Origin of the sequence: Silvimonas amylolytica (assembly GCF_014645555.1) — a bacterium.
Taxonomy (GTDB): domain Bacteria; phylum Pseudomonadota; class Gammaproteobacteria; order Burkholderiales; family Chitinibacteraceae; genus Silvimonas; species Silvimonas amylolytica.
Window position 1 is genome coordinate 876,313 of sequence record NZ_BMLY01000001.1, and the last position, 19,415, is coordinate 895,727.

Here is a 19,415-nt window from a genome sequence, read left to right on the forward strand (position 1 = left end):
GCGGACATGTTCTCAAAGTTCTTTATTGAACGGCCGGTCTTCGCCAGCGTCATTTCAATCATCATCGTGCTTGCTGGTCTGGTCTCGATGAAGGCATTGCCGATTGAGCAATACCCGCAGATTGTGCCGCCGGTGGTGTCCGTGACCGCCAACTACCCGGGCGCCTCACCGCAGGTGATCGCCGAAACCGTCGCCGCGCCGATCGAGCAGCAGGTCAACGGCGTGGAAAACATGTTGTACATGCAGTCCTCCGCCGCCTCCAACGGGGCCATGAACCTGAACGTGTACTTTGCCATTGGCACCGACCCGGACCAGGCCACCATCAACACCAACAACCGCGTCCAGGCCGCCATGGCCCAGTTGCCGCAAGAAGTACAGCGGCAGGGCGTTACGGTGAAGAAAAAGTCCACGTCCATTCTGGCGTTTGTGACGCTTGATTCCACCAATGGCGCGCAGGATGCATTGTTCTTGTCCAACTACGCCACGCTGAACGTGGTGGATGAAATCAAGCGTCTGCCTGGTATTGGCGATGTCTCCATCATCGGTAGCGGTGATTACGCCATGCGCGTCTGGCTGCGGCCAGACAAGGTGGCACAACTGGGGCTGACTCCTACTGACGTCCAGAACGCCATTTCCGAACAAAACCAGCAGTTCTCTGCCGGTAAAATCGGCGCCGAGCCGAGCGACCCGAAGCGTCCTCAGGAATTCACCTACACCGCCACCGCCAAAGGGCGTTTGTCTACGGTGAAAGAATTCGAGGACATCATCGTGCGTGCCAACCCGGATGGCTCGCAAACCCGGGTCAAGGACATTGCACGGGTTGAGTTGAGTTCCAACGCCTATGACGTTGTCGCCAAACACAATGGCAAACCCACGGTCGGGATTGCGCTGTACCTGCAACCTGGCGCCAATGCGCTGAAAACAATCCAGTCTGTGCGCGCCAAGATGGAAGAACTCAAGGCGCGCTTTCCGCACGGTATGACCTACGGCATTCCGTATGACACCACCACCTTCGTGAAGATCTCGGTCGAGGAAGTGGTCCACACGCTGTTTGAGGCCATTCTGCTGGTGTTTATCGTGGTTTACGTGTTCCTGCAAAACGCGCGCGCCACGCTGATTCCCTGCCTGGCTGTGCCCGTATCATTGATCGGGACGTTCGCCGGCATGGAAGCACTGGGGTTCTCCATTAACCTCTTGACGCTGTTCGGGATGGTGCTGGCGATCGGTATCGTGGTGGATGATGCGATCGTGGTGCTGGAAAACGTTGAACGGATCATGAGCACGGAACGCTTGTCGCCCAAGGATGCAGCCATCAAGGCCATGGAAGAAGTCTCCGGGCCGGTGGTCGCGATCGTGCTGGTGTTGTGCTCCGTGTTCTTGCCGGTCGCCTTCATGGGCGGCATGACCGGGGTGATGTACAAACAGTTTGCGGTGACCATTGCGGTTTCGGTGGTGATCTCCGGTCTGGTCGCGCTGACGCTGACCCCTGCCCTGTGCGCCTTGATTCTCAAGCCAACGCATCATGAACCCAACCGTTTCTTCCGTGCCTTTAACAGCGGCTTCGAGAAGATGACGGGCAAGTACGTGGGCGGCGTGGCGTTCCTGAATCGCCGCGTGGGCATTGCGTTCCTCATCTTTGGTGCCATGATCGTCAGCCTGCTGTTGCTGTTCAAGACAGTCCCCGGCGGGCTGGTGCCCGATGAAGATCAGGGCTACTTGATGGTCATTCCGATCATGCCGGATGCCGCATCCTTGAGCCGCACCGAAGCCGTGACAGCGCAGCTTGATGCCGCCATGACCAAGAACAAGGACGTGGCCGAAACGCTGACCTTCTCTGGTTTTGACTTGCTGTCGAGCACCTATCGCTCTAACGGCGCGGCGGCCTTCGTGACGTTGGCAGACTGGAAAGACCGTAAAGGCGAAGGCGAGGATTCATTCTCTCTGGCGCACAAGGTCATGTTTGCCGGGACGCGGATTCGCGATGCCGTGGTGCTGGCTTTCAATCCGCCACCCATTACCGGGATGTCCACAACGGGCGGTCTGGAAGCGTATATCCAGAGCCGCGGTACGACAGATCCGGCGGCCATTCAGCAAGCCATCCAGTCTTATCTGGAAGCGGCCAAAAAGCGCCCGGAATTCTCTGCGGTCAGCACCACCTACCGTGCTACGGTGCCACAGGTGTTCTTTGATCTGGACCGAGACAAAGCCAAGACGATGGGCGTGCCGGTCAACCAGGTGTTCAACACCATCGCCGCAACATTTGGCGCGCAGTACGTCAACGACTTCAACATCTTTGGTCGAACCTACAAGGTGCAACTGCAATCGGACGCAGACTTTCGCTCTTCTGCAGACGACATGCGCAATGTCTATGTCCGCTCTAACAGCGGCCAGATGATCCCGCTGAGTGCCATGGTCACGGTCAAACCGGTGGTCGGTCCGGAACTGGTAGAGCGCTTCAACGTGTTCTCTGCCGGCAAAGTCATGTTGACGCCAGCGGCCGGGTATTCCACCGGGCAAGCCATTGCGGCAGCAGAAGAAGTCGCCGATTCGACACTGACCAGTGACTTCACGCTGACCTGGATGGGCAGTGCTTACCAGGAAAAACTGGCTGGGAGTACGTCTGCACAAGCGTTCATTTTCGGGATCATCATGGTGTTCCTGATTCTGGCCGCGCAGTACGAACGCTGGACCTTGCCGATCGCAGTGGTTACCGCGGTGCCGTTTGGTCTGTTTGGTGCGCTGCTGGCCGTGTGGCTGGTTGGCCTGAACAACGATGTGTATTTCCAGATTGGGCTAGTGACACTGATTGGTCTGGCGGCCAAAAACGCAATTCTGATTGTGGAATTTGCGGTGGAAAAACATCATGAGGGCATGTCGCTGTACGACGCCTCCATTGAAGCCGCCCGCTTGCGTTTCCGACCGATCGTGATGACTTCACTGGCTTTTATTCTGGGTTGTGTGCCGCTCGTGACATCCAGCGGTGCTGGTGCAGCCAGCCGTCACTCCATCGGGACGGGTGTGATCGGCGGCATGCTGGCCGCAACCTGCATTGCCACCTTCTTCGTGCCGTTGTTTTTCCGGCTGATCATGGGTATGGGCAGCAAAAAGAAAAAGGAAGACCCACCAGCACCGGCACTGGAACATCAGGGGGCTGATCATGAATAAGCCCATCGCACCGATCAAATTCCGTCGCATTCTGCTGGCGTCGGTACTGGCGCTCGCCCTGCCCGGTTGCGCCTTCATGCAGCCAGACAAAACCGCGCCGGCCACTGAGCTACCTTCCGCTGACCACATGCAAAGCGATGCCAGTTGGGTTGACGCGCATTGGTGGGATCAGTTTGGTGATCCTTTGCTGGCCCAGTTGATCCAGACTGCGCGTGCCAACAACCAGAACCTGGCCCAGGCGGTTGCGCGTGTTGACCAGGCGCGTGCGGTAGTAGGGATCAATTCATCCGCGCAGTTCCCGCAACTGGATCTGCAGGGTGCAGGTGCCAAACAGAAGGTGTCCAGCAAAGGCCCGCAAGCCACACTCGGCACCTATACCGATTACCAGCTGGCTGCAGCTGCCAGTTGGGAACTGGATATCTGGGGTCGCCTGGCCAACCTGACCGAAGGCGCCCGGCGTGACTTGCTCGCGGCAGAATACAACCGCGATGCGGTCACCCTGGCGCTGGATGCCGAAGTGGCGCAGACCTACTTCAATCTGATTGCGCTGGATGGTCAGCTACAAATTGCCCGTGACACCATCCAGTCGCGGGTCGAAAGCTACGATCTGCAAACCAAACGCTTCAAAGGCGGCTTGATCTCTGAACTGGACGTGCGCCAGGCAGAAGCCGAACTGAATACCGCGCAGGCAACCGAGCCCAATCTGGTCGGGGAGATCGCCCAGACAGAATCGGCACTGGCTGTCTTGTTGGGTCAATCCCCCAAGCAGATCGTCGAGACCCTGCCAGAGCGCGGCAAACGCATTGACGAGATCGGGCATCCGCCAGTCATTCCGTCTGGTTTGCCCTCTGACTTGTTGCTGCGGCGTCCGGACATCCAGCAAGCCGAAGCCACATTGATCGGCGCGCGGGCCCGTGTAGAAGCAGCCCGGGCGGCGTACTTCCCTACCATCAGCCTGACCGGGCTGGCTGGCGTGGAGAGCCTGGCGTTTGGTGATCTGTTCACGGGCGCAGCCAAAACGTGGTCGTTTGCCGGCAACCTGGGCATGCCATTGTTTAATGGCGGATTGACCGCTGCGCAGGTTGATCAAGCGCGTGGCGTAGAACGGGAAGCGCTGGCGGCGTATCGCGGCTCGGTGCAAAACGCGTTTGGTGATGTGCGCGGTGCGCTGGTGGTCAATGATCAAGCCGCCAAAGCCACCGAAGCACTGCAAAACAAGGTTCAGGCGCTGACACGGCAATTGCGGTTGGCCAACTTGCGTTATGACAACGGGTACTCCAGCTATCTGGATGTATTGGATACCGAACGCAATCTGTTTGATGCGCGACTCTCGCTGGTCCAGGCGCAATTGGCAGAGCTAAACGATCGCGTGGCCCTGTACAAGGCAGTTGGCGGTGGTTGGCGCATCGCGGCGGATCAGCAAACCGCCAGCGCTGCGCAAAAAGCGACAAACTGATCATTGCCGCAAACAAATACCCACCGTTTTGAAGTCATTTCAAGCCACTGAAAACGACGGCCCGCTGCCTGACAGACAGCGGGCCGTTTTCATTCATCGGCTGCACCAGTGCGGTGCAGAACAACTGTACTCATTGGCTTGTCATAAGAAATCAGGACAGGAGTTGACCGCACTTTTGGTGAACGCACACGCTTTCTACACACTGGGCATGCATCCTGCTTAGGGCTGTAACGCAAGCCAGGAAGGGGTTTGCGGTCTATGCACCCATTCTGTGAACGCAAGCCCACACCGTGCCGCAGCAAGTTTGCGTAGAGGCTCGGGAATATGTCACAAATGCAAAACTAAAGACTTGACTGTAAGGGAAAGCAGCAGGTGTTCGCTCAAAACTGCCGCAGGTAAGGTTGATCGGAGCAACTGTTATGGTTGATTTCATAGCTGACTGCATCCGTTTCAACGAACACAACCACCGTGGGATCGCCACCAGAATAGCCCCAGGCCAAAAGCCGGGACGCACCAGGCAGCGGCTCCATAAGCGCCAGTCCACAGGTTCATTCGTCAGTTTTGCCAGTTACAGATACAAGCAGTCATCAGAGGATGAAGCAACGTGGATATTTTTCTGCAACAGATCATCAATGGTCTGGTGATCGGTAGCATTTATGCGCTGATCGCGCTGGGCTACACCATGGTGTACGGCATCATGCAGCTGATCAATTTTGCCCATGGCGAAATTGTCATGTTCGGTGCCATGGTGACCATTACCTGCATCAATGTGCTGGTCGGGCACAACATTCATTTGCCGGGGCCGCTGATGTTGCTGGCCGGCCTGTTGATGGCGATTCCGGTTTCTGCGCTCCTGGGGTTTGCGGTAGAACGCATCGCCTATCGCCCCTTGCGCCGCGCGCCGCGCCTGGCACCGCTGATTACCGCCATTGGGGTATCCATTGTGCTGCAGCAAGTCGCCAGCCTGATCTGGGGCCGCAGCTACCGGCCGTTCCCGGAAATCCTGCCACAAACCGTGCATGACTTCTTCGGTGCGGCGATTACCGATCTGCAAGTTGCCATCGTGATCCTGGCCATCGTGCTCATGGCCGGGCTGTTTTTCATGATCGAGAAGACCAAACTGGGCCGCGCCATGCGTGCCACCGCGCAAAACCCGGAAGTAGCCGGGCTGATGGGCGTGAACATCAACAACGTGATTTCCATGACCTTTATCACCGGCTCATCCCTGGGCGCCGTGGCAGGCGTGATGGTCGCCGCCAATTACGACCAGGCCCATCCGTATATGGGCTTTCTGATTGGTCTGAAAGCCTTTACCGCGGCGGTACTCGGCGGCATTGGTAACCTGCAGGGCGCCGTGCTGGGCGGGATTACTTTGGGCATTATCGAGAGTCTGGGCTCGGGTTATCTGGGCGATCTGACCGGTGGGTTCCTTGGCAGCAACTACAAGGACATTTTCGCCTTCCTGGTGCTGATCCTGGTGCTGGTGTTCCGCCCGTCCGGCCTTCTGGGCGAACGTGTCGCCGAGCGCGCTTGAGCGGGGAGGATCAAACATGTTTCCTGCTTTTATAAAAACATCTCGTCAGCGCCAGATTGCACTGTTCATTTTTGCCGCCATTCTGCTGGTCTTGCCCTGGGTACTGGGCGCCGGCTTTGAAAACGGTAAATCCTGGATTCGCGCCGTCGACTTCGCGCTCTTGTACATCATGCTGGCGTTAGGCCTGAACATTGTCGTGGGCTTTGCTGGCTTGCTGGATCTGGGTTACATCGCGTTTTATGCGGTGGGCGCGTATTGCTATGCCATTTTCAATTCGCCGCAACTGCAAGCGGTCATGCCCTTGTGGATGCAGCACCCGCCGTTTTTGATCATGGTGGTGATGTGTGCGCTGGTCGCCTGCGTGTTCGGCATTTTGCTGGGCACCCCTACCCTGAAACTGCGTGGGGACTATCTGGCGATTGTGACGCTGGGCTTTGGCGAGATCGTGCGGATCTTCATGAACAATCTGGACCGCCCGATCAACATTACCAACGGCCCTCAAGGCATCAACAACATCAACCCGGTACATCTGGCGGGGTATGACTTCGGCAAACCCATTTACTGGATGGGCCTGAAGTTTGAGATGGTGCACACGTATTACTACCTGATTCTGGCGTTCTGCTGCCTGATCATCTTTGTGACGCAACGCCTGCAGCATTCGCGCATTGGCCGCGCCTGGGTGGCGATCCGCGAGGACGAAATTGCGGCCAATGCCATGGGTATCAACACGCGCAACGTCAAACTGCTGGCATTTGCCATGGGCGCTTCGTTTGGCGGTGTCTCTGGTGCGTTGTTTGCCAGCTTCCAGGGGTTTGTCAGCCCGGAGTCTTTTGTGCTGATGGAATCCATCATGGTGCTGTGCATGGTGGTGCTGGGGGGTATGGGCAATATTCCGGGCGTCATCCTGGGGGCGATTCTGGTTTCGATCGTGCCGGAAATCCTGCGTGATGTAATCAACCCGCTGCAGGAAGGTTTGTTTGGTCGCCGCCTGATTGACCCGGAAAATCTGCGCATGCTGCTGTTCGGTCTGGCCATGATCATCATCATGTTGTTGCGCCCGGAAGGCTTGTGGCCGTCACGCCGCCGCCGTGCCGAACTGCACGCCACCGATGCCATTGCTGAACAAGAGAAGTCCGATTTGCAGGACGCGGAGCGCGCCCATGGCTGACACATTGCTGAGTATTGAAGGGATCCACAAACGTTTTGGCGGCCTGCATGCCCTGAACGACGTGGGCCTGACCATCAACAGGGGCGAAATTTACGGTTTGATTGGCCCGAATGGCGCTGGCAAGACCACGCTGTTTAACGTGCTGACGGGGTTGTACCAGCCCGATGAAGGCAAGTTCGAATTCAACGGCATCAACCTTTTCCGCCAGAAACCCTATGTTGTGGTGGAAAGCGGCATTGCCCGGACCTTTCAGAACATCCGCCTGTTCGCCAATATGACTGCGCTGGAAAACGTCATGGTCGGCCAGCACGTGCGTACCCGTGCCGGCGTCCTGGGTGCGGTGTTCCGGGGTCCGAAAACCCGTGCGGAAGAAGCAAAAATCCGCGCCCGGGCGCAAGAACTGCTGGCGTATGTGGGCATTCAGAAACACGCCGACGAAGCGGCGCGCAATCTGTCTTATGGGGATCAGCGCCGGCTGGAAATCGCCCGTGCCTTGGGGACCAACCCGACGCTGCTGGCGCTTGATGAACCTGCAGCCGGCATGAACCCGAAAGAAACCGTGGCACTGAAAGCGTTGCTGGAAAAAATCCGCGGTGATGGCGTCACGGTGTTGCTGATCGAACACGACGTCAAACTGATGATGGGTTTGTGTGACCGTATTGCCGTGCTCGATTACGGCAAGAAAATTGCAGAAGGCATCCCGGCGGAAATCAAAAACGATCCGCGCGTGATTGAAGCTTATCTTGGAGTTGCCCCGGAATGAGTACACCGCTGTTGCAAGTCAAAGACCTGAAGGTGGCCTACGGGGGCATCCAGGCGGTGAAAGGCATTGATCTGGAAATCAACAAGGGTGAACTGGTTGCGCTGATTGGTGCCAACGGTGCGGGCAAAACCACCACGCTGAAAACATTGGTCGGGATGCTCAAACCGGCGAGCGGCCAGATCCTCTATGAAGGTCAGCCCACCCACAAACTGCCCTCTTACGCCTATGTCAAAAACGGTCTGGCCATGGTGCCGGAAGGCCGCGGGATTTTTTCGCGGCTGACCGTGGAAGAGAATCTGCAGATGGGCGCCTACACGCGCAATGACAAAGCCGATATCGCCATTGATATGGAACGCGTCTACCAGTTGTTTCCGCGCCTGAAAGAGCGGCAAAAACAGTTAGCCGGTACGCTTTCCGGTGGTGAACAACAGATGGTGGCCATGGGCCGCGCCATCATGAGCCGCCCGCGTTTATTGCTGCTGGATGAACCCTCCATGGGTCTGGCGCCGATCATTGTGCAGAAGATTTTTGAAATCATCCGCATGGTGGCCGCCGAAGGTGTGACCATGCTGCTGGTTGAACAGAACGCCCGCCTGGCACTACAGACCGCCAATCGGGGTTATGTGATGGAGTCCGGCAAGATCACGCTGGCCGATAGTGCGGCCAACTTGCTGGCCAACGAGAGCATCCAGCATGCGTATCTGGGTGAGTAGACGGCTCGCCGGTTAAATCCTTGCCACGCAGCGGAACGGGTCGCATCATGCGACCCGTTCGCTTTACATCACGCATGCCATGATTGCTGCTTCTTTCCTGATCAAAAACGCCATTGGCGCGTTGTTGTTGCCACCGGGTATCCACGTGGTGCTGGGTGTTGTTACCCTGGCACTCTGGCAGCGCCGGGCAAAGCTCGCGCGCGGTGTTCTGGTGGTCAACCTGGCCGCGTTGTACGCGCTATCCACACCTGCCCTCAGCCATGCCTTGATGGCCTCGCTGGAACCACCGCCGATCACGCCGGCCGCACTGGCGCAGACCGACGCCATTGTCTGCCTTGGCGGCGGCACCCTGTTTGGCGCGCAACAAACGCCGGACGAACGCGATGTAAACGCCACCAGCGCAGAGCGCGTCCGCTATACCGCGCGCCTGGCACGGGCCACCGGTAAACCCGTCGCCTTGTCTGGTGGCACCGCGTTTGGGGAGGCCGTCAGCGAGGGCGAGTTGATGGCGCGAGTGCTGCGTCAGGATTACGGTATTACGCCGGTCTGGACCGAAACCCGCGCAGTCGATACCGCCGACAACGCCACTTTTCTGGCCCGGCAGATGCTGCCGCGCTATCGCCGCATCGCACTGGTCTCCAGTGCGTGGCATCTGGCGCGCGCCCAGATCGTATTCAAACGTGCCGGGTTTGAGGTCACGCTGGCGCCCACCTCTTACCAGAACCAGCGCCCGTTTTCCTTGCTCGAACTCCTGCCCTCGCCAGATGGCCTGAGCACCAGTTACTGGGCGCTGCATGAATATCTGGGCATGCTCTGGTATCACCGCTGAGACTTCAGCCACGGGTAGCGGCCAGCGTCTGGCGAATACCTTCCTCATAGGAAGTCTTGTGGATTGTGCCCAGCAAATGATGCAAGGCGCTGTCATCCATGATGACGGGTTCAGTTTGCAGATAGTGCATCTCGACCATCTCACGCAGCATCGGGTTAAACAACCCCAGCACGCGTAGCGCCAACTTGCCCAGCACGCGTGTGCGCAAGGTTGAACCGGCTGTAGCAAAAATCTGCTCTGCCAGTTTCTTCTGGCTGGTCACCCCTGCCCCGGCCAGATGCCATACACGGCCATACGCTTGCGGTTCTGCGGCTAACCGCAACACCACCGGCCCGACATCGGGCACAAACACGAACTCGTGCGGGGTGTCGATCGGGCCGATCATGTCTGCCGCTTTGCCGGCGACGGCGGCTTTGAAAACACCATCCAGAAAACTCTTGTCCACGCCAGGGCCGTAGAAATCCGGCAAGCGCAAAACCGTGCCCTGAATGCGGCCAGCCGCGTGTGCAGCCAGCAACAAGTCTTCCTGCTCTTTACGGCGCTGCCCTTTGAATGTGTGCGGCTGACGTGGGTGATCTTCAGTCACGCGGGGCTGCTGCGGGCGGCCATACGGGTAGACAGTCCCAATCAGGATAAAGCGTTTGACGCCCGCCGCAATGGCCGCTTCCAGCGTGCGGCCCAGCAAGATCGGATGCAGTTCAAACTGCCAGTACGGCACGCCAACCACGTAAACCACCGTATCGATACCTTGCAGTGCGGCCTTGATCGATGGGGCGTCATCTGGATTCCACGTGACGCATTCCACGCGTGGATCCGCTCCGAACTGCTGTTGCAGCGCGGACTGCGACCGCGCGATAGCCCGCCACGGTTGCCCAGTCTGCGCCAGAGCGTTGCCAATGCTGTGGCCCATGGCGCCAGTTGCGCCCACCAATGCGATTTTTTCCATGATCGACTCTCCTGTGAACACATCAATATTTACTGAACAGTGTTTACTAAACACCGTTCATAATATATTGACGCTTCATTTCGTCAAGCCCTAAACTGAAGCCATGGCTATTTCAGACAGAAAAGAACGACAGAAGGCGCAACTGCGCGAACTCATCCTCGATGCCGCCCGCGACATCGTGGTGCGGGAGGGATTTGCTGCGCTATCCATGCGCAAAATTGCGGATGCCATTGAATATTCGCCTGCCACCCTCTATCTGCATTTTGAGAATCGCGATGCCATCGCTCGCGCCATCTGCGCCGCCGGATATGCGGACTTTGCGCGTGAGCTGGTACCGGCCATGGAAAACGAACCCGATCCGATCCAGCGCCTGCAGATCATGGCAAGGTCGTATGTCGCGTTCGGGCTGGCGCATCCAGAGACCTATCGGCTGATTTTTATGGTCAGCCCGGAATACGCCAGTGCACTCTCGGAAGGGAATGACGAAGAGCGCGCTGGTGAGAAAGCGTTCTTTGAACTGGTCGGTGCCTTCACGCAGTTGCGTGGTACCAACCGTCTGAATACTGAATTGACTGATTTGCAGCTGGCAGAAATGCTTTGGGCCAGCTTGCACGGCATCGTGAGTCTGAAGCTCACCTGCCCGTTATTTGTTTCTCAGAGTGCACAAGACCTGGCACAACAAACGTTGCAGACCCAGCTTTATGGTTTGCTGGACGCGCCGGCCCGCCCTGAAAACTGAAACCGGATACCCGCCGCGCCGCATGCGCGGCCCTATGAGGAGTTACTCGTGCACTTTGAACACCTGGTCCAGATCAACGACCCGCTCAACCCGCTGCTGGAAAGCCTCACCGCAGAACAGGTCTGGCAGGCATTGCTTTGGCGGGCAGAAAAACCGCAAGACTTTCAGGAAGACATCACGGATGTGGTCATCCACGAACGTGGTGAGGACTACCTCGTCCGCTCGTTCCGCCTGGGCAAGCTGCATGTGCGTGACCACATCGAGTGGGATAACGGCCGTACCATCGACTTTCATACCCAGCCCAATGACGAGCACTCCGGCGGCCGGCTGACGATCACCATCGAGGCGCCCGACGATGCCCAACTGTTTGTGCGTTTCACCTACAACACACCGCTGCCGGAAACCGTCGCGCCGGGCAGCGACGATGCCAGTGATGCGTACTTTGCTTCTTATGTGAAATCCGCATACCACGCCGCGGATGTCGATACGGTTCGACGCATTCGTGAACTCGCCGCCGCTGGCCAGCTCAGGTCTTGAGATCAAGCAATACTTAATCCAGCAAGGCCGGGCTTAATACCCGGCTTTTTTTGACTCTGCAAAAAAGACAAATCATGCGTCAAGGCGCTATCCAAGCATCGCTGGCTTACCTGATCTGGGGCCTGCTGCCGCTTTATCTCAAATCACTGCACGGCGTTGCGCCACTGGAAATTCTCCTGTGCCGTATGGTCTGGGCGTTGTTTTTCCTGATTGGCGTGTTGCTCTGGCGCCGCCATTGGGCATGGCTAGGTCAGGCCGTACGCCAGCCACGGTTGATCGGCATTTTCATGCTGAGTGCGCTACTGCTGTCGACCAACTGGTTTTTGTATATCTGGGCGGTTACTCATAACCAGGTCATTGATGCCAGCCTGGGGTACTTCATTAATCCGTTGATCAGTGTGCTGCTGGGCGTGGTGTTTCTGCATGAACGCTTGCGAGTGGGTCAATGGACCGCCATCGCCGTGGCCGCAGCGGGCGTGGTCTGGCTGACGCTCCAGGCGGGCCATTTACCATGGATTGCGCTGGGTCTGGCGGGTTCTTTCGGCGTGTATGGTTTGCTGCGCAAGACCGCACCACTGGGTGCGCTGGAAGGCCTGACACTGGAGACGCTGGTGCTGTTCCCGTTTGCGCTGATCTGGTTGAGCGTGTTGGCCAGCAAGGACCAAAGTGCGTTAGTGGGCGGCGCGCCCCTCTTGCAGGGGCTACTGGTGCTGGCTGGCCCGATTACCGCCATCCCGCTGCTGCTGTTTGCCGCTGGTGCGCGCAAGATTCCGCTCTCGCTGCTGGGGCTGCTGCAATATATCGGCCCGACTGTTCAGCTGTTGCTGGGTGCATTGCTCTGGCATGAGCCATTCTCAGGCCCGCGTTTGCTGGGCTTTAGCGTGATCTGGCTGGCCTTGGTGCTCTACACTGCGGAAGGATTTTTTGTGGCGCGGATGAAAAAAGCCTGAGCCTGATTCATCCGCCTGTGTCGCTTAGTGCTTCAACCCCGCGTCTTCTCGCGCCAGACGGGCAATGGCCGACCAGTCAGCACCAGACAGCCCTTGCGCCATGCCACGCACGAAACGATCACGCACGACGCTGGCAAACGGCAAAGGCACATCATGCGCTTCGGCCGCCTGCAGCACCAACCGGTTATCTTTCGCGCCCAGGGGGAGCGCAAAGCCGGGTTTCATGTAACCCCCCGTGGCGATGAGGTTGCCGTAAATCTGGTAGACCGGGGCACCAAAGATTGAACCAGTCAGGACTTCCAGCAGTTTTTCCGGTGCCACCCCGGCTTTCTCTGCCAGCGCTGCGCCCTCGCCCAGACCTTCGATCACGCAACTGATCAGAAAGTTACCAATCAGTTTGACCACGGCAGCTTGTGGCGGCTGTTCACCCACCTCAAACAGTTTCTGCCCGACAGCTTCCAGTACTGGCCGCACTTGGGTAATGTGCTCCGCTTTGCCTGCAGCAGCGACAAACAGCTTGCCTGCCGCAGCCGCATCCGGACGACCAAACACGGGTGCAGAAACCAGCCCGGAACCATGCCGCTCGTGCACGGCAACCAGTGACTCGACCAATGCCTGGCTGACCGTGCTCATGCTGATGTGGATGGCATTCTGGCCCAGTCCTGCCAGCAAACCCTCCTCACCCAGCGTCACCGCCTGCAACGCGTTGTCATCTGCCACCATGGTGATCACAGCGTCCTGCCCTTGCGCCAGGGCACGGGGGCTGGCCGCCCAGATTGCACCTTCGGCCAGCAAACTGTCTGCCTTGTCTTTGCTGCGGTTGTAAACCGTCAGCGTATGGCCAGCCTTCAAGATATTGTGAGCAATGCCCACGCCCATGCTACCCAAGCCAATCAGCCCGATTTTCATCGCGGTATCTCCGTTATTTCAAACTGGCGTACGTGGTGTTGAACCTTTGGGTGCGGCACGCAGGTATTGCTCGGGCCAGGTCGTGGTGGTGTGCAGTGCCGTAGCGGCATGCAACGGCCAGTACGGATCACGCAAGAGCTCACGCGCCAGCAGGACCAGATCAGCCTGGCCAGTGCGCACAATATGGTCCGCCTGGGCGGGCTCTACGATCATGCCAACCGCACCCGTAGCTACACTCGCCTCGCGGCGAATCTGATCGGCAAAGCGGGTCTGGTAACCCGGGCCGACCGGGATGGGCGCGACCGGCACAGAGCCGCCGCTAGAGACATCAATCAGATCAGCCCCCGCTTCTTTCAGCCAGCGCGAGATCACTACGCTTTCTTCGGCAGTCCATCCGCCATCAACCCAGTCCGTCGCCGAGATACGCACAAACAACGGTAGATCATCAGGCAGTGCGGCACGGGTGGCATGGGTTACCTGCAACAACAAACGCGCCCGGTTCTCCAGGCTACCGCCATACTGGTCAGTACGCTGATTGGAAAGCGGCGAAAGGAACTGGTGCAAAAGGTAACCATGCGCGGCATGGACTTCGACCACCTTGTAACCGGCCTGCACCGCACGCCGTGTCGCAGCGGCAAACGCTGCAATCACGTTATCGATGCCGGCTTGATCGAGCGCTACCGGTTGCGGATATTCAGACGAAAACGCCACTGCCGATGGCGCCACAACCTGCCAGCCGCCTTCAGCAGGTTTCACTTCACCATTGCCTCGCCACGGTGAAAACGTGGACGCCTTGCGCCCGGCGTGGGCCAACTGGATACCCGGCACACTGCCTTGTCCGGAGATAAACCGTGTGATGCGCGCCAACGGTTCAATCTGTTCGTCATTCCACAAACCCAGATCCTCCGGGCTGATCCGGCCTTCCGGCAGCACCGCTGTGGCCTCCTGAATGATCAGACCTGCACCACCCACGGCACGGCTGCCCAAGTGAACAAGGTGCCAGTCATTGGCCAGACCATCGACTGCGGAGTATTCGCACATCGGTGACACCACAATGCGATTGGGTAGCGTAATCCCGCGCAGCGGGTATGGGGCAAACAGATGGCTCATGGTGTCTCCGGCAAGTGGGATTGAGGCAAGCAGTCTATCAATAGACCGATCAGTCTAGTCAAGCGTTTTTCGCGATGCAGCACGACCTCAGTGTAGATATTGCACAAGCCCGTATTTATGCCAGGAGCAACTTGCGCCAACGCAAAGGTGAGTTGTCAGGCGACCAGTACATTTTTGATTCTTTGATAATTCAGGAATGTGACATGCCGCCAGATACCACTACCGCCCTGCCCCTTGTCGATCCTGATTACGATGGCGTACCTGAATACCTGATCGACGTTTACGACTGGGCCTATGTCAACCCGCGCCAGGTCAAGCGACTGGACCACAACTGGGTTGTGAAAACGCTCCTGTTTGGTAACGATCAACGCCTGATGCGCGCTTACCTTAACGAGGTAAAACCGGGCGACACCGTCTGGCAAGTGGCGCACGTTTATGGCGACCTGGTGCAGCGTGTCGCGCAAAAAGTAGGCCCGACCGGAACCTTTCACCTGACCGACGTCACACCGGCCCAGGTCCGGCATGGCAACGCCAAACTTTCGGGTTTGCCATGGGCCCATGTATTCCGGGCCGATGCCGCCAGTTTTGCCAGCCATGCCACTTATGACGTGGTTTGCAGCTTCTTTTTGTTGCATGAGGTGCCGGAATCCAAAAAACAGGCGATCGTCGATCACATGCTGGCACGCGTACCGCCCGGCGGAAAAGCCGTGTTCGTGGACTACCACCGCCCTCGACCCTGGCAACCTGTGGGCTGGTTGTTGCGCCTTGTCAACGCGTGGCTGGAGCCGTTTGCCTTTGCGCTCTGGAACAAGAGCATCCCCGAATATGCCCGCCACAGCGGAGACTTTTGCTGGACGCGCCGCACGTTTTTTGGCGGTGTTTACCAGTGCACCGTCGCCACACGCCCCCACCGCTGAACCCACCTTGATCAACGCGTCGCCATGACTCTCTGTCGAAACCCCTCGACTCATGGCGTCGCTTGCGTATAATGTGCTTTCGCGTAGTTTGCTAGCCGGTCTCAATTTCTGATCGTAGCCTGTGCAATCGCATATCCGCCCTGCCGAGTGACACTCGCCTGACCGGCAACCGCTCCAGGAATCTTCGGAACTACGCAGAGCGCATCCAGTCTTCGCTGTTCCCACACACGACATTCCTGTATCCGCCACCGGACTGGCGCAGCTATTGCTGCAATGGCCGATACACGCTCTGGAGTTAATTAATGACTTTTTCCGCTTTAGGACTTGCGGACGAACTTGTGCGTGCCGTGACCGAACTTGGTTACACGGACCCAACCCCTATTCAGACACAGGCAATCCCCGCCATTCTGGCCGGCCAGGACGTAATGGCAGGTGCCCAGACTGGTACGGGTAAAACGGCAGGCTTTACGCTGCCTATCCTGCAAAAGCTGTTGGCCAGCCCGATCAAGGTCAAGCGTGGTGAACACGCTCCGATCCGTGCTCTGGTGCTGACTCCGACGCGAGAACTCGCGGCGCAGGTTGAAGAAAGCGTGCAGGAATACGGCAAGTACGCCGGGCAAAAATCCCTCGCCATGTTTGGCGGCGTCAGCATCAATCCGCAGATCAAGGCACTGAAAGGCCGCGTGGATATCCTGGTATCCACCCCGGGGCGTCTGCTGGATCACGCCCAGCAAGGCACGATTGATCTGTCGACTATCGAAATCCTGGTGCTCGACGAAGCCGACCGCATGCTGGACATGGGTTTTATCCACGATATCAAGAAAGTGCTGGCCCTGTTGCCGGCACAGCGCCAGAACCTCTTGTTCTCAGCCACGTATTCGGACGAGATCAAACAACTGGCCGACAACCTGCTCAACAGCCCGGTGCTGATTGAAGTCGCACGGCGCAATGCCACGGTCGAAGCCATCACGCAGAAAATCGTGCTGGTTGATCGCGAGAAAAAACGCCACCTGCTGGCGCACCTGATCAAGGAACACAACTGGTTCCAGGTATTGGTGTTTACGCGTACCAAGCATGGTGCTAACCGCCTGGCCGAACAGTTGACCAAGGAAGAAATTCCGGCACTGGCCATCCACGGCAACAAGAGCCAGTCGGCCCGTACTCGCGCACTGACCGAATTCAAGGCCGGCACCTTGCAAGTACTGGTGGCGACCGACATCGCCGCACGCGGTATTGATATCGAAGAACTGCCGCACGTGATCAATTTCGAGTTACCGATGGTGGCCGAAGACTACGTGCACCGCATTGGCCGTACCGGCCGCGCCGGCGCTGAAGGTGAGGCGTTGTCGCTGGTCTGCGTCGACGAAATGCGTCTGCTGTCTGACATTGAAAAACTGATCAAACGCGCTCTGCCGCGCGAGATCATCACCGGTTTCGAACCGGACCCGAACGCCAAGCCGGAACCGATCGAATCCGGTCGTCGTGGTCGTCAGCAGCAACAGCAAGGTCGTGGCCGCAATCAGCAACAACAGCGCCGCGAGCGTCCACAACGCGAACGCGCACCGGCCGAAGCCAGTGCTGAAGGCGCTGTGGAAGCCAGCTCGAACGCCGAAGGCGCTGCGCCGGCCCGTGAAGGTGGCGACAACCGCCGACGCCAGAACCCGCGCAACAACAATCGCAATGGCAAGCCGCGTCAGGAAGGCCAGGGCGGTAGTCAGAATGGCGGTCAGGGCGGTCAACGCGCTGAAGGTCAGCAACGCCGACAGGGGCAGCAAAGCCAGGGCCGCAACGGCAGCAATGGTCAGCAGCGTGATGGCCAACAGCGTGACGGTCAGCCGCGCGGCGAAGGTGGCAATCGTGGCAATAATGGCCAGCAACAGGGCCGTCGCAATGATCGTCAACAGCAAGGTCAAGGTCAGGGCCAGAATCGCAGCGGCGGTACCGGTGGTGGCCAGCGCGACAACAATCGCAGTGGTGGCAATAACAGCAACCGCAGCACCGCCAGCGGCCAGGGTCAGAAAACCGACAAGAACCTGCGCGAAGCGATCATGCGTGGCGACGCCCAGCCGACTTCTAACGAGAACACCCCCGTTTCGGCATGGTTCGACCAACCACGCCGTACACACGGGCGTCATCGCTGATCGGTGAGGACTTCTGCTTCAAAAAACCCGGCCCCGGCCGGGTTTTTTTATATCTGCCCCTCCCACTTCGTCTTCCCTTCATACCTCAGAATCCAGCACGCCTGCCGCAGGTGCGTTGTCGTTGACACACTCCTTTCCGCGCCTGGATTTCTGCGTCCACAAGCAGGATAAATCAAGCGTCTGCCAGCTTGTCACTGCTTTCCGCCGTAACCATTTTGTCCGCCTCCATTTGGCGGTTTCGTCCATCCCCTTGTTGCACTGCACTCAGCCAACCCCAGCGTTCACGGGCATTGCGGCGATGCAGCTTGCGCCACCCCGGTGCACAGGTGTCCTGTTTTGTGCATTGATTCAGCAGAAAATTACATTGGTATAAGGATTGCCCTGGAGCACGATTTGCCAAGCTTTTGATCACCGAAAGCTGATCCGGCCACATCGGGCAAAACCTACGCTTTGCCCCAAAAAAGTGCCGGCAAATAACCCACTGAAAATGAAGGAGTTGATGATGAATAAATCGGGCACGCGCGTATTGGCCACGTTGATGGTCGCCGCAGGAGTCATGCTCTGTAGCACGTTCTCTCACGCAGCAGACAAGCTGGTATTGGGTTTTGCGCAAGTTGGGGCAGAAAGCGAATGGCGTACTGCCAATACCGAGTCGATCAAGAGCAGCGCCAAAGAAGCTGGCGTGGATCTGAAATTCTCTGATGCGCAGCAAAAACAGGAAAACCAGATCAAGGCTATCCGTTCCTACATTGCGCAGAAGGTAGATGTCATTGCGTTCTCGCCGGTAGTTGAGTCGGGCTGGGAGCCGGTGCTGCGTGAAGCCAAAGCGGCCAAGATCCCGGTGATCCTGACCGACCGCGCCATCAAGGTGTCGGATGACTCGCTGTACACCGCGTTTATTGGTTCAGACTTCCTGGAAGAAGGTCGTCGTGGTGGTCGCTGGCTGGAAGACCATTACAAGGGCGCACAAGGTCCAATCAATATTGCTGAACTGCAAGGCACCGTGGGTTCTGCACCGGCCATTGACCGCCATAACGGTCTGATGGAAGTGATCAAGAGCGATGATCGCTTCAAGATCCTGGCCAGCCAAAGCGGCGACTTCACCCGTGCCGGTGGCAAGCAAGTGATGGAAGCCATGCTCAAGTCTTATGGCAAGCAAATCCAGGTGGTGTACTCGCACAATGACGATATGGCCATTGGCGCGATTCAGGCCATTGAAGAAGCGGGCCTGAAGCCGGGCAAGGACATCATCATTGTGTCGTTTGACGCAACCAAGGGCGGCTTCCAGGCCATGATGGCCGGCAAGATGAACGTTTCTGTCGAGTGCAGCCCGCTGCTGGGTCCGCAGTTGATGGAAACCGCCAAGCTGGTCGCCGCTGGCAAGTCGGTTCCCAAGCGCATCGTGACCAAAGAAACCGTGTTCCCGATGGAAACCGCTGCGGCTGCCTTCCCGTCGCGCAAGTATTGATCGCGCCGTTCGCACAACGCTGACTGACAAGTGTCCGGGGACGGTGCAAACCGTCCCCGAATACCTTGTC

The 19,415-nt window shown here is 58.1% G+C and carries 16 protein-coding genes; 13 read left to right on the forward strand and 3 right to left on the reverse strand.

The genetic code is table 11. The features are described 5' to 3' along the window. Positions 1 to 6 precede the first annotated feature (6 nt). The 7 genes from IEX44_RS03880 (at position 7) to IEX44_RS03910 (ending at position 9,628) form a co-directional block, all read left to right on the forward strand. The gene (locus IEX44_RS03880) at positions 7 to 3,165 is read left to right on the forward strand and encodes an efflux RND transporter permease subunit (protein WP_188689071.1); all 3,159 of its coding nucleotides are present in this window, start codon (positions 7 to 9) and stop codon (positions 3,163 to 3,165) included. Continuing rightward, on the forward strand, positions 3,158 to 4,621 hold the full coding sequence (locus IEX44_RS03885) for an efflux transporter outer membrane subunit (RefSeq protein WP_188689073.1): 1,464 nt from the start codon (positions 3,158 to 3,160) through the stop codon (positions 4,619 to 4,621). Before IEX44_RS03880 ends, IEX44_RS03885 begins: the two co-directional genes overlap by 8 nt. 604 nt (positions 4,622 to 5,225) lie before the next feature. After that, complete coding sequence (locus tag IEX44_RS03890) at positions 5,226 to 6,155, forward strand: branched-chain amino acid ABC transporter permease (RefSeq protein ID WP_188689076.1); 930 nt, start codon at positions 5,226 to 5,228, stop codon at positions 6,153 to 6,155. Positions 6,156 to 6,171: 16 nt separating this feature from the next. Then, positions 6,172 to 7,323 carry a branched-chain amino acid ABC transporter permease gene (locus IEX44_RS03895; protein WP_188689081.1) on the forward strand — a complete coding sequence of 384 codons (1,152 nt, stop codon included), beginning with the start codon at positions 6,172 to 6,174 and terminating at the stop codon, positions 7,321 to 7,323. Next, positions 7,316 to 8,086 (forward strand): ABC transporter ATP-binding protein, encoded by a 771-nt coding sequence (locus tag IEX44_RS03900; RefSeq protein ID WP_188689084.1) that lies wholly within the window; start codon positions 7,316 to 7,318, stop codon positions 8,084 to 8,086. Before IEX44_RS03895 ends, IEX44_RS03900 begins: the two co-directional genes overlap by 8 nt. Next, positions 8,083 to 8,799: an ABC transporter ATP-binding protein gene (locus IEX44_RS03905; protein ID WP_188689088.1), complete on the forward strand. Its 717-nt coding sequence runs from the start codon at positions 8,083 to 8,085 to the stop codon at positions 8,797 to 8,799. The genes IEX44_RS03900 and IEX44_RS03905 overlap by 4 nt, the downstream gene beginning before the upstream one ends. 79 nt (positions 8,800 to 8,878) lie before the next feature. Beyond that, the gene (locus tag IEX44_RS03910) at positions 8,879 to 9,628 is read left to right on the forward strand and encodes a YdcF family protein (protein WP_188689095.1); all 750 of its coding nucleotides are present in this window, start codon (positions 8,879 to 8,881) and stop codon (positions 9,626 to 9,628) included. Positions 9,629 to 9,632: 4 nt separating this feature from the next. On the opposite strand, the gene IEX44_RS03915 is transcribed toward IEX44_RS03910, so the two are convergent. Then, positions 9,633 to 10,574 carry an NAD-dependent epimerase/dehydratase family protein gene (locus IEX44_RS03915; protein ID WP_188689097.1) on the reverse strand — a complete coding sequence of 314 codons (942 nt, stop codon included), beginning with the start codon at positions 10,572 to 10,574 and terminating at the stop codon, positions 9,633 to 9,635. A 103-nt stretch (positions 10,575 to 10,677) separates the two neighbouring features. Here IEX44_RS03915 and IEX44_RS03920 point away from each other — a divergent pair, with 103 nt between their 5' ends. The 3 genes from IEX44_RS03920 to rarD all read left to right on the forward strand — a co-directional run bounded on the left by IEX44_RS03920 (position 10,678) and on the right by rarD (position 12,800). Further along, positions 10,678 to 11,313, forward strand: coding sequence for a TetR/AcrR family transcriptional regulator (locus IEX44_RS03920; RefSeq protein ID WP_188689100.1), 636 nt, complete (start codon positions 10,678 to 10,680; stop codon positions 11,311 to 11,313). 48 nt (positions 11,314 to 11,361) lie between these two features. Continuing rightward, on the forward strand, positions 11,362 to 11,850 hold the full coding sequence (locus tag IEX44_RS03925; RefSeq protein ID WP_188689103.1) for an AtaL-like protein: 489 nt from the start codon (positions 11,362 to 11,364) through the stop codon (positions 11,848 to 11,850). Between the two features lie 74 nt (positions 11,851 to 11,924). Next, entirely contained in the window at positions 11,925 to 12,800 is an 876-nt protein-coding gene (gene rarD, locus IEX44_RS03930) for an EamA family transporter RarD (RefSeq protein ID WP_188689106.1), read from the forward strand. A 24-nt stretch (positions 12,801 to 12,824) separates the two neighbouring features. Here the strand turns inward: rarD and IEX44_RS03935 are convergent, their stop codons facing one another. Next, positions 12,825 to 13,709, reverse strand: a complete 885-nt coding sequence (locus IEX44_RS03935; RefSeq protein ID WP_188689109.1) for an NAD(P)-dependent oxidoreductase — start codon at positions 13,707 to 13,709, stop codon at positions 12,825 to 12,827. Between the two features lie 18 nt (positions 13,710 to 13,727). Beyond that, positions 13,728 to 14,819 carry an NADH:flavin oxidoreductase/NADH oxidase gene (locus tag IEX44_RS03940; protein ID WP_188689111.1) on the reverse strand — a complete coding sequence of 364 codons (1,092 nt, stop codon included), beginning with the start codon at positions 14,817 to 14,819 and terminating at the stop codon, positions 13,728 to 13,730. Between the two features lie 203 nt (positions 14,820 to 15,022). Between IEX44_RS03940 and rquA the strand changes: the two genes are divergently transcribed. The 3 genes from rquA (at position 15,023) to IEX44_RS03955 (ending at position 19,345) form a co-directional block, all read left to right on the forward strand. Next, positions 15,023 to 15,736, forward strand: coding sequence for a rhodoquinone biosynthesis methyltransferase RquA (gene rquA, locus IEX44_RS03945; RefSeq protein WP_188689114.1), 714 nt, complete (start codon positions 15,023 to 15,025; stop codon positions 15,734 to 15,736). A 302-nt stretch (positions 15,737 to 16,038) separates the two neighbouring features. Continuing rightward, complete coding sequence (locus IEX44_RS03950; protein ID WP_188689117.1) at positions 16,039 to 17,877, forward strand: DEAD/DEAH box helicase; 1,839 nt, start codon at positions 16,039 to 16,041, stop codon at positions 17,875 to 17,877. 502 nt (positions 17,878 to 18,379) lie between these two features. Next, on the forward strand, positions 18,380 to 19,345 hold the full coding sequence (locus IEX44_RS03955) for an ABC transporter substrate-binding protein (RefSeq protein ID WP_188689120.1): 966 nt from the start codon (positions 18,380 to 18,382) through the stop codon (positions 19,343 to 19,345). Positions 19,346 to 19,415 lie beyond the last annotated feature (70 nt).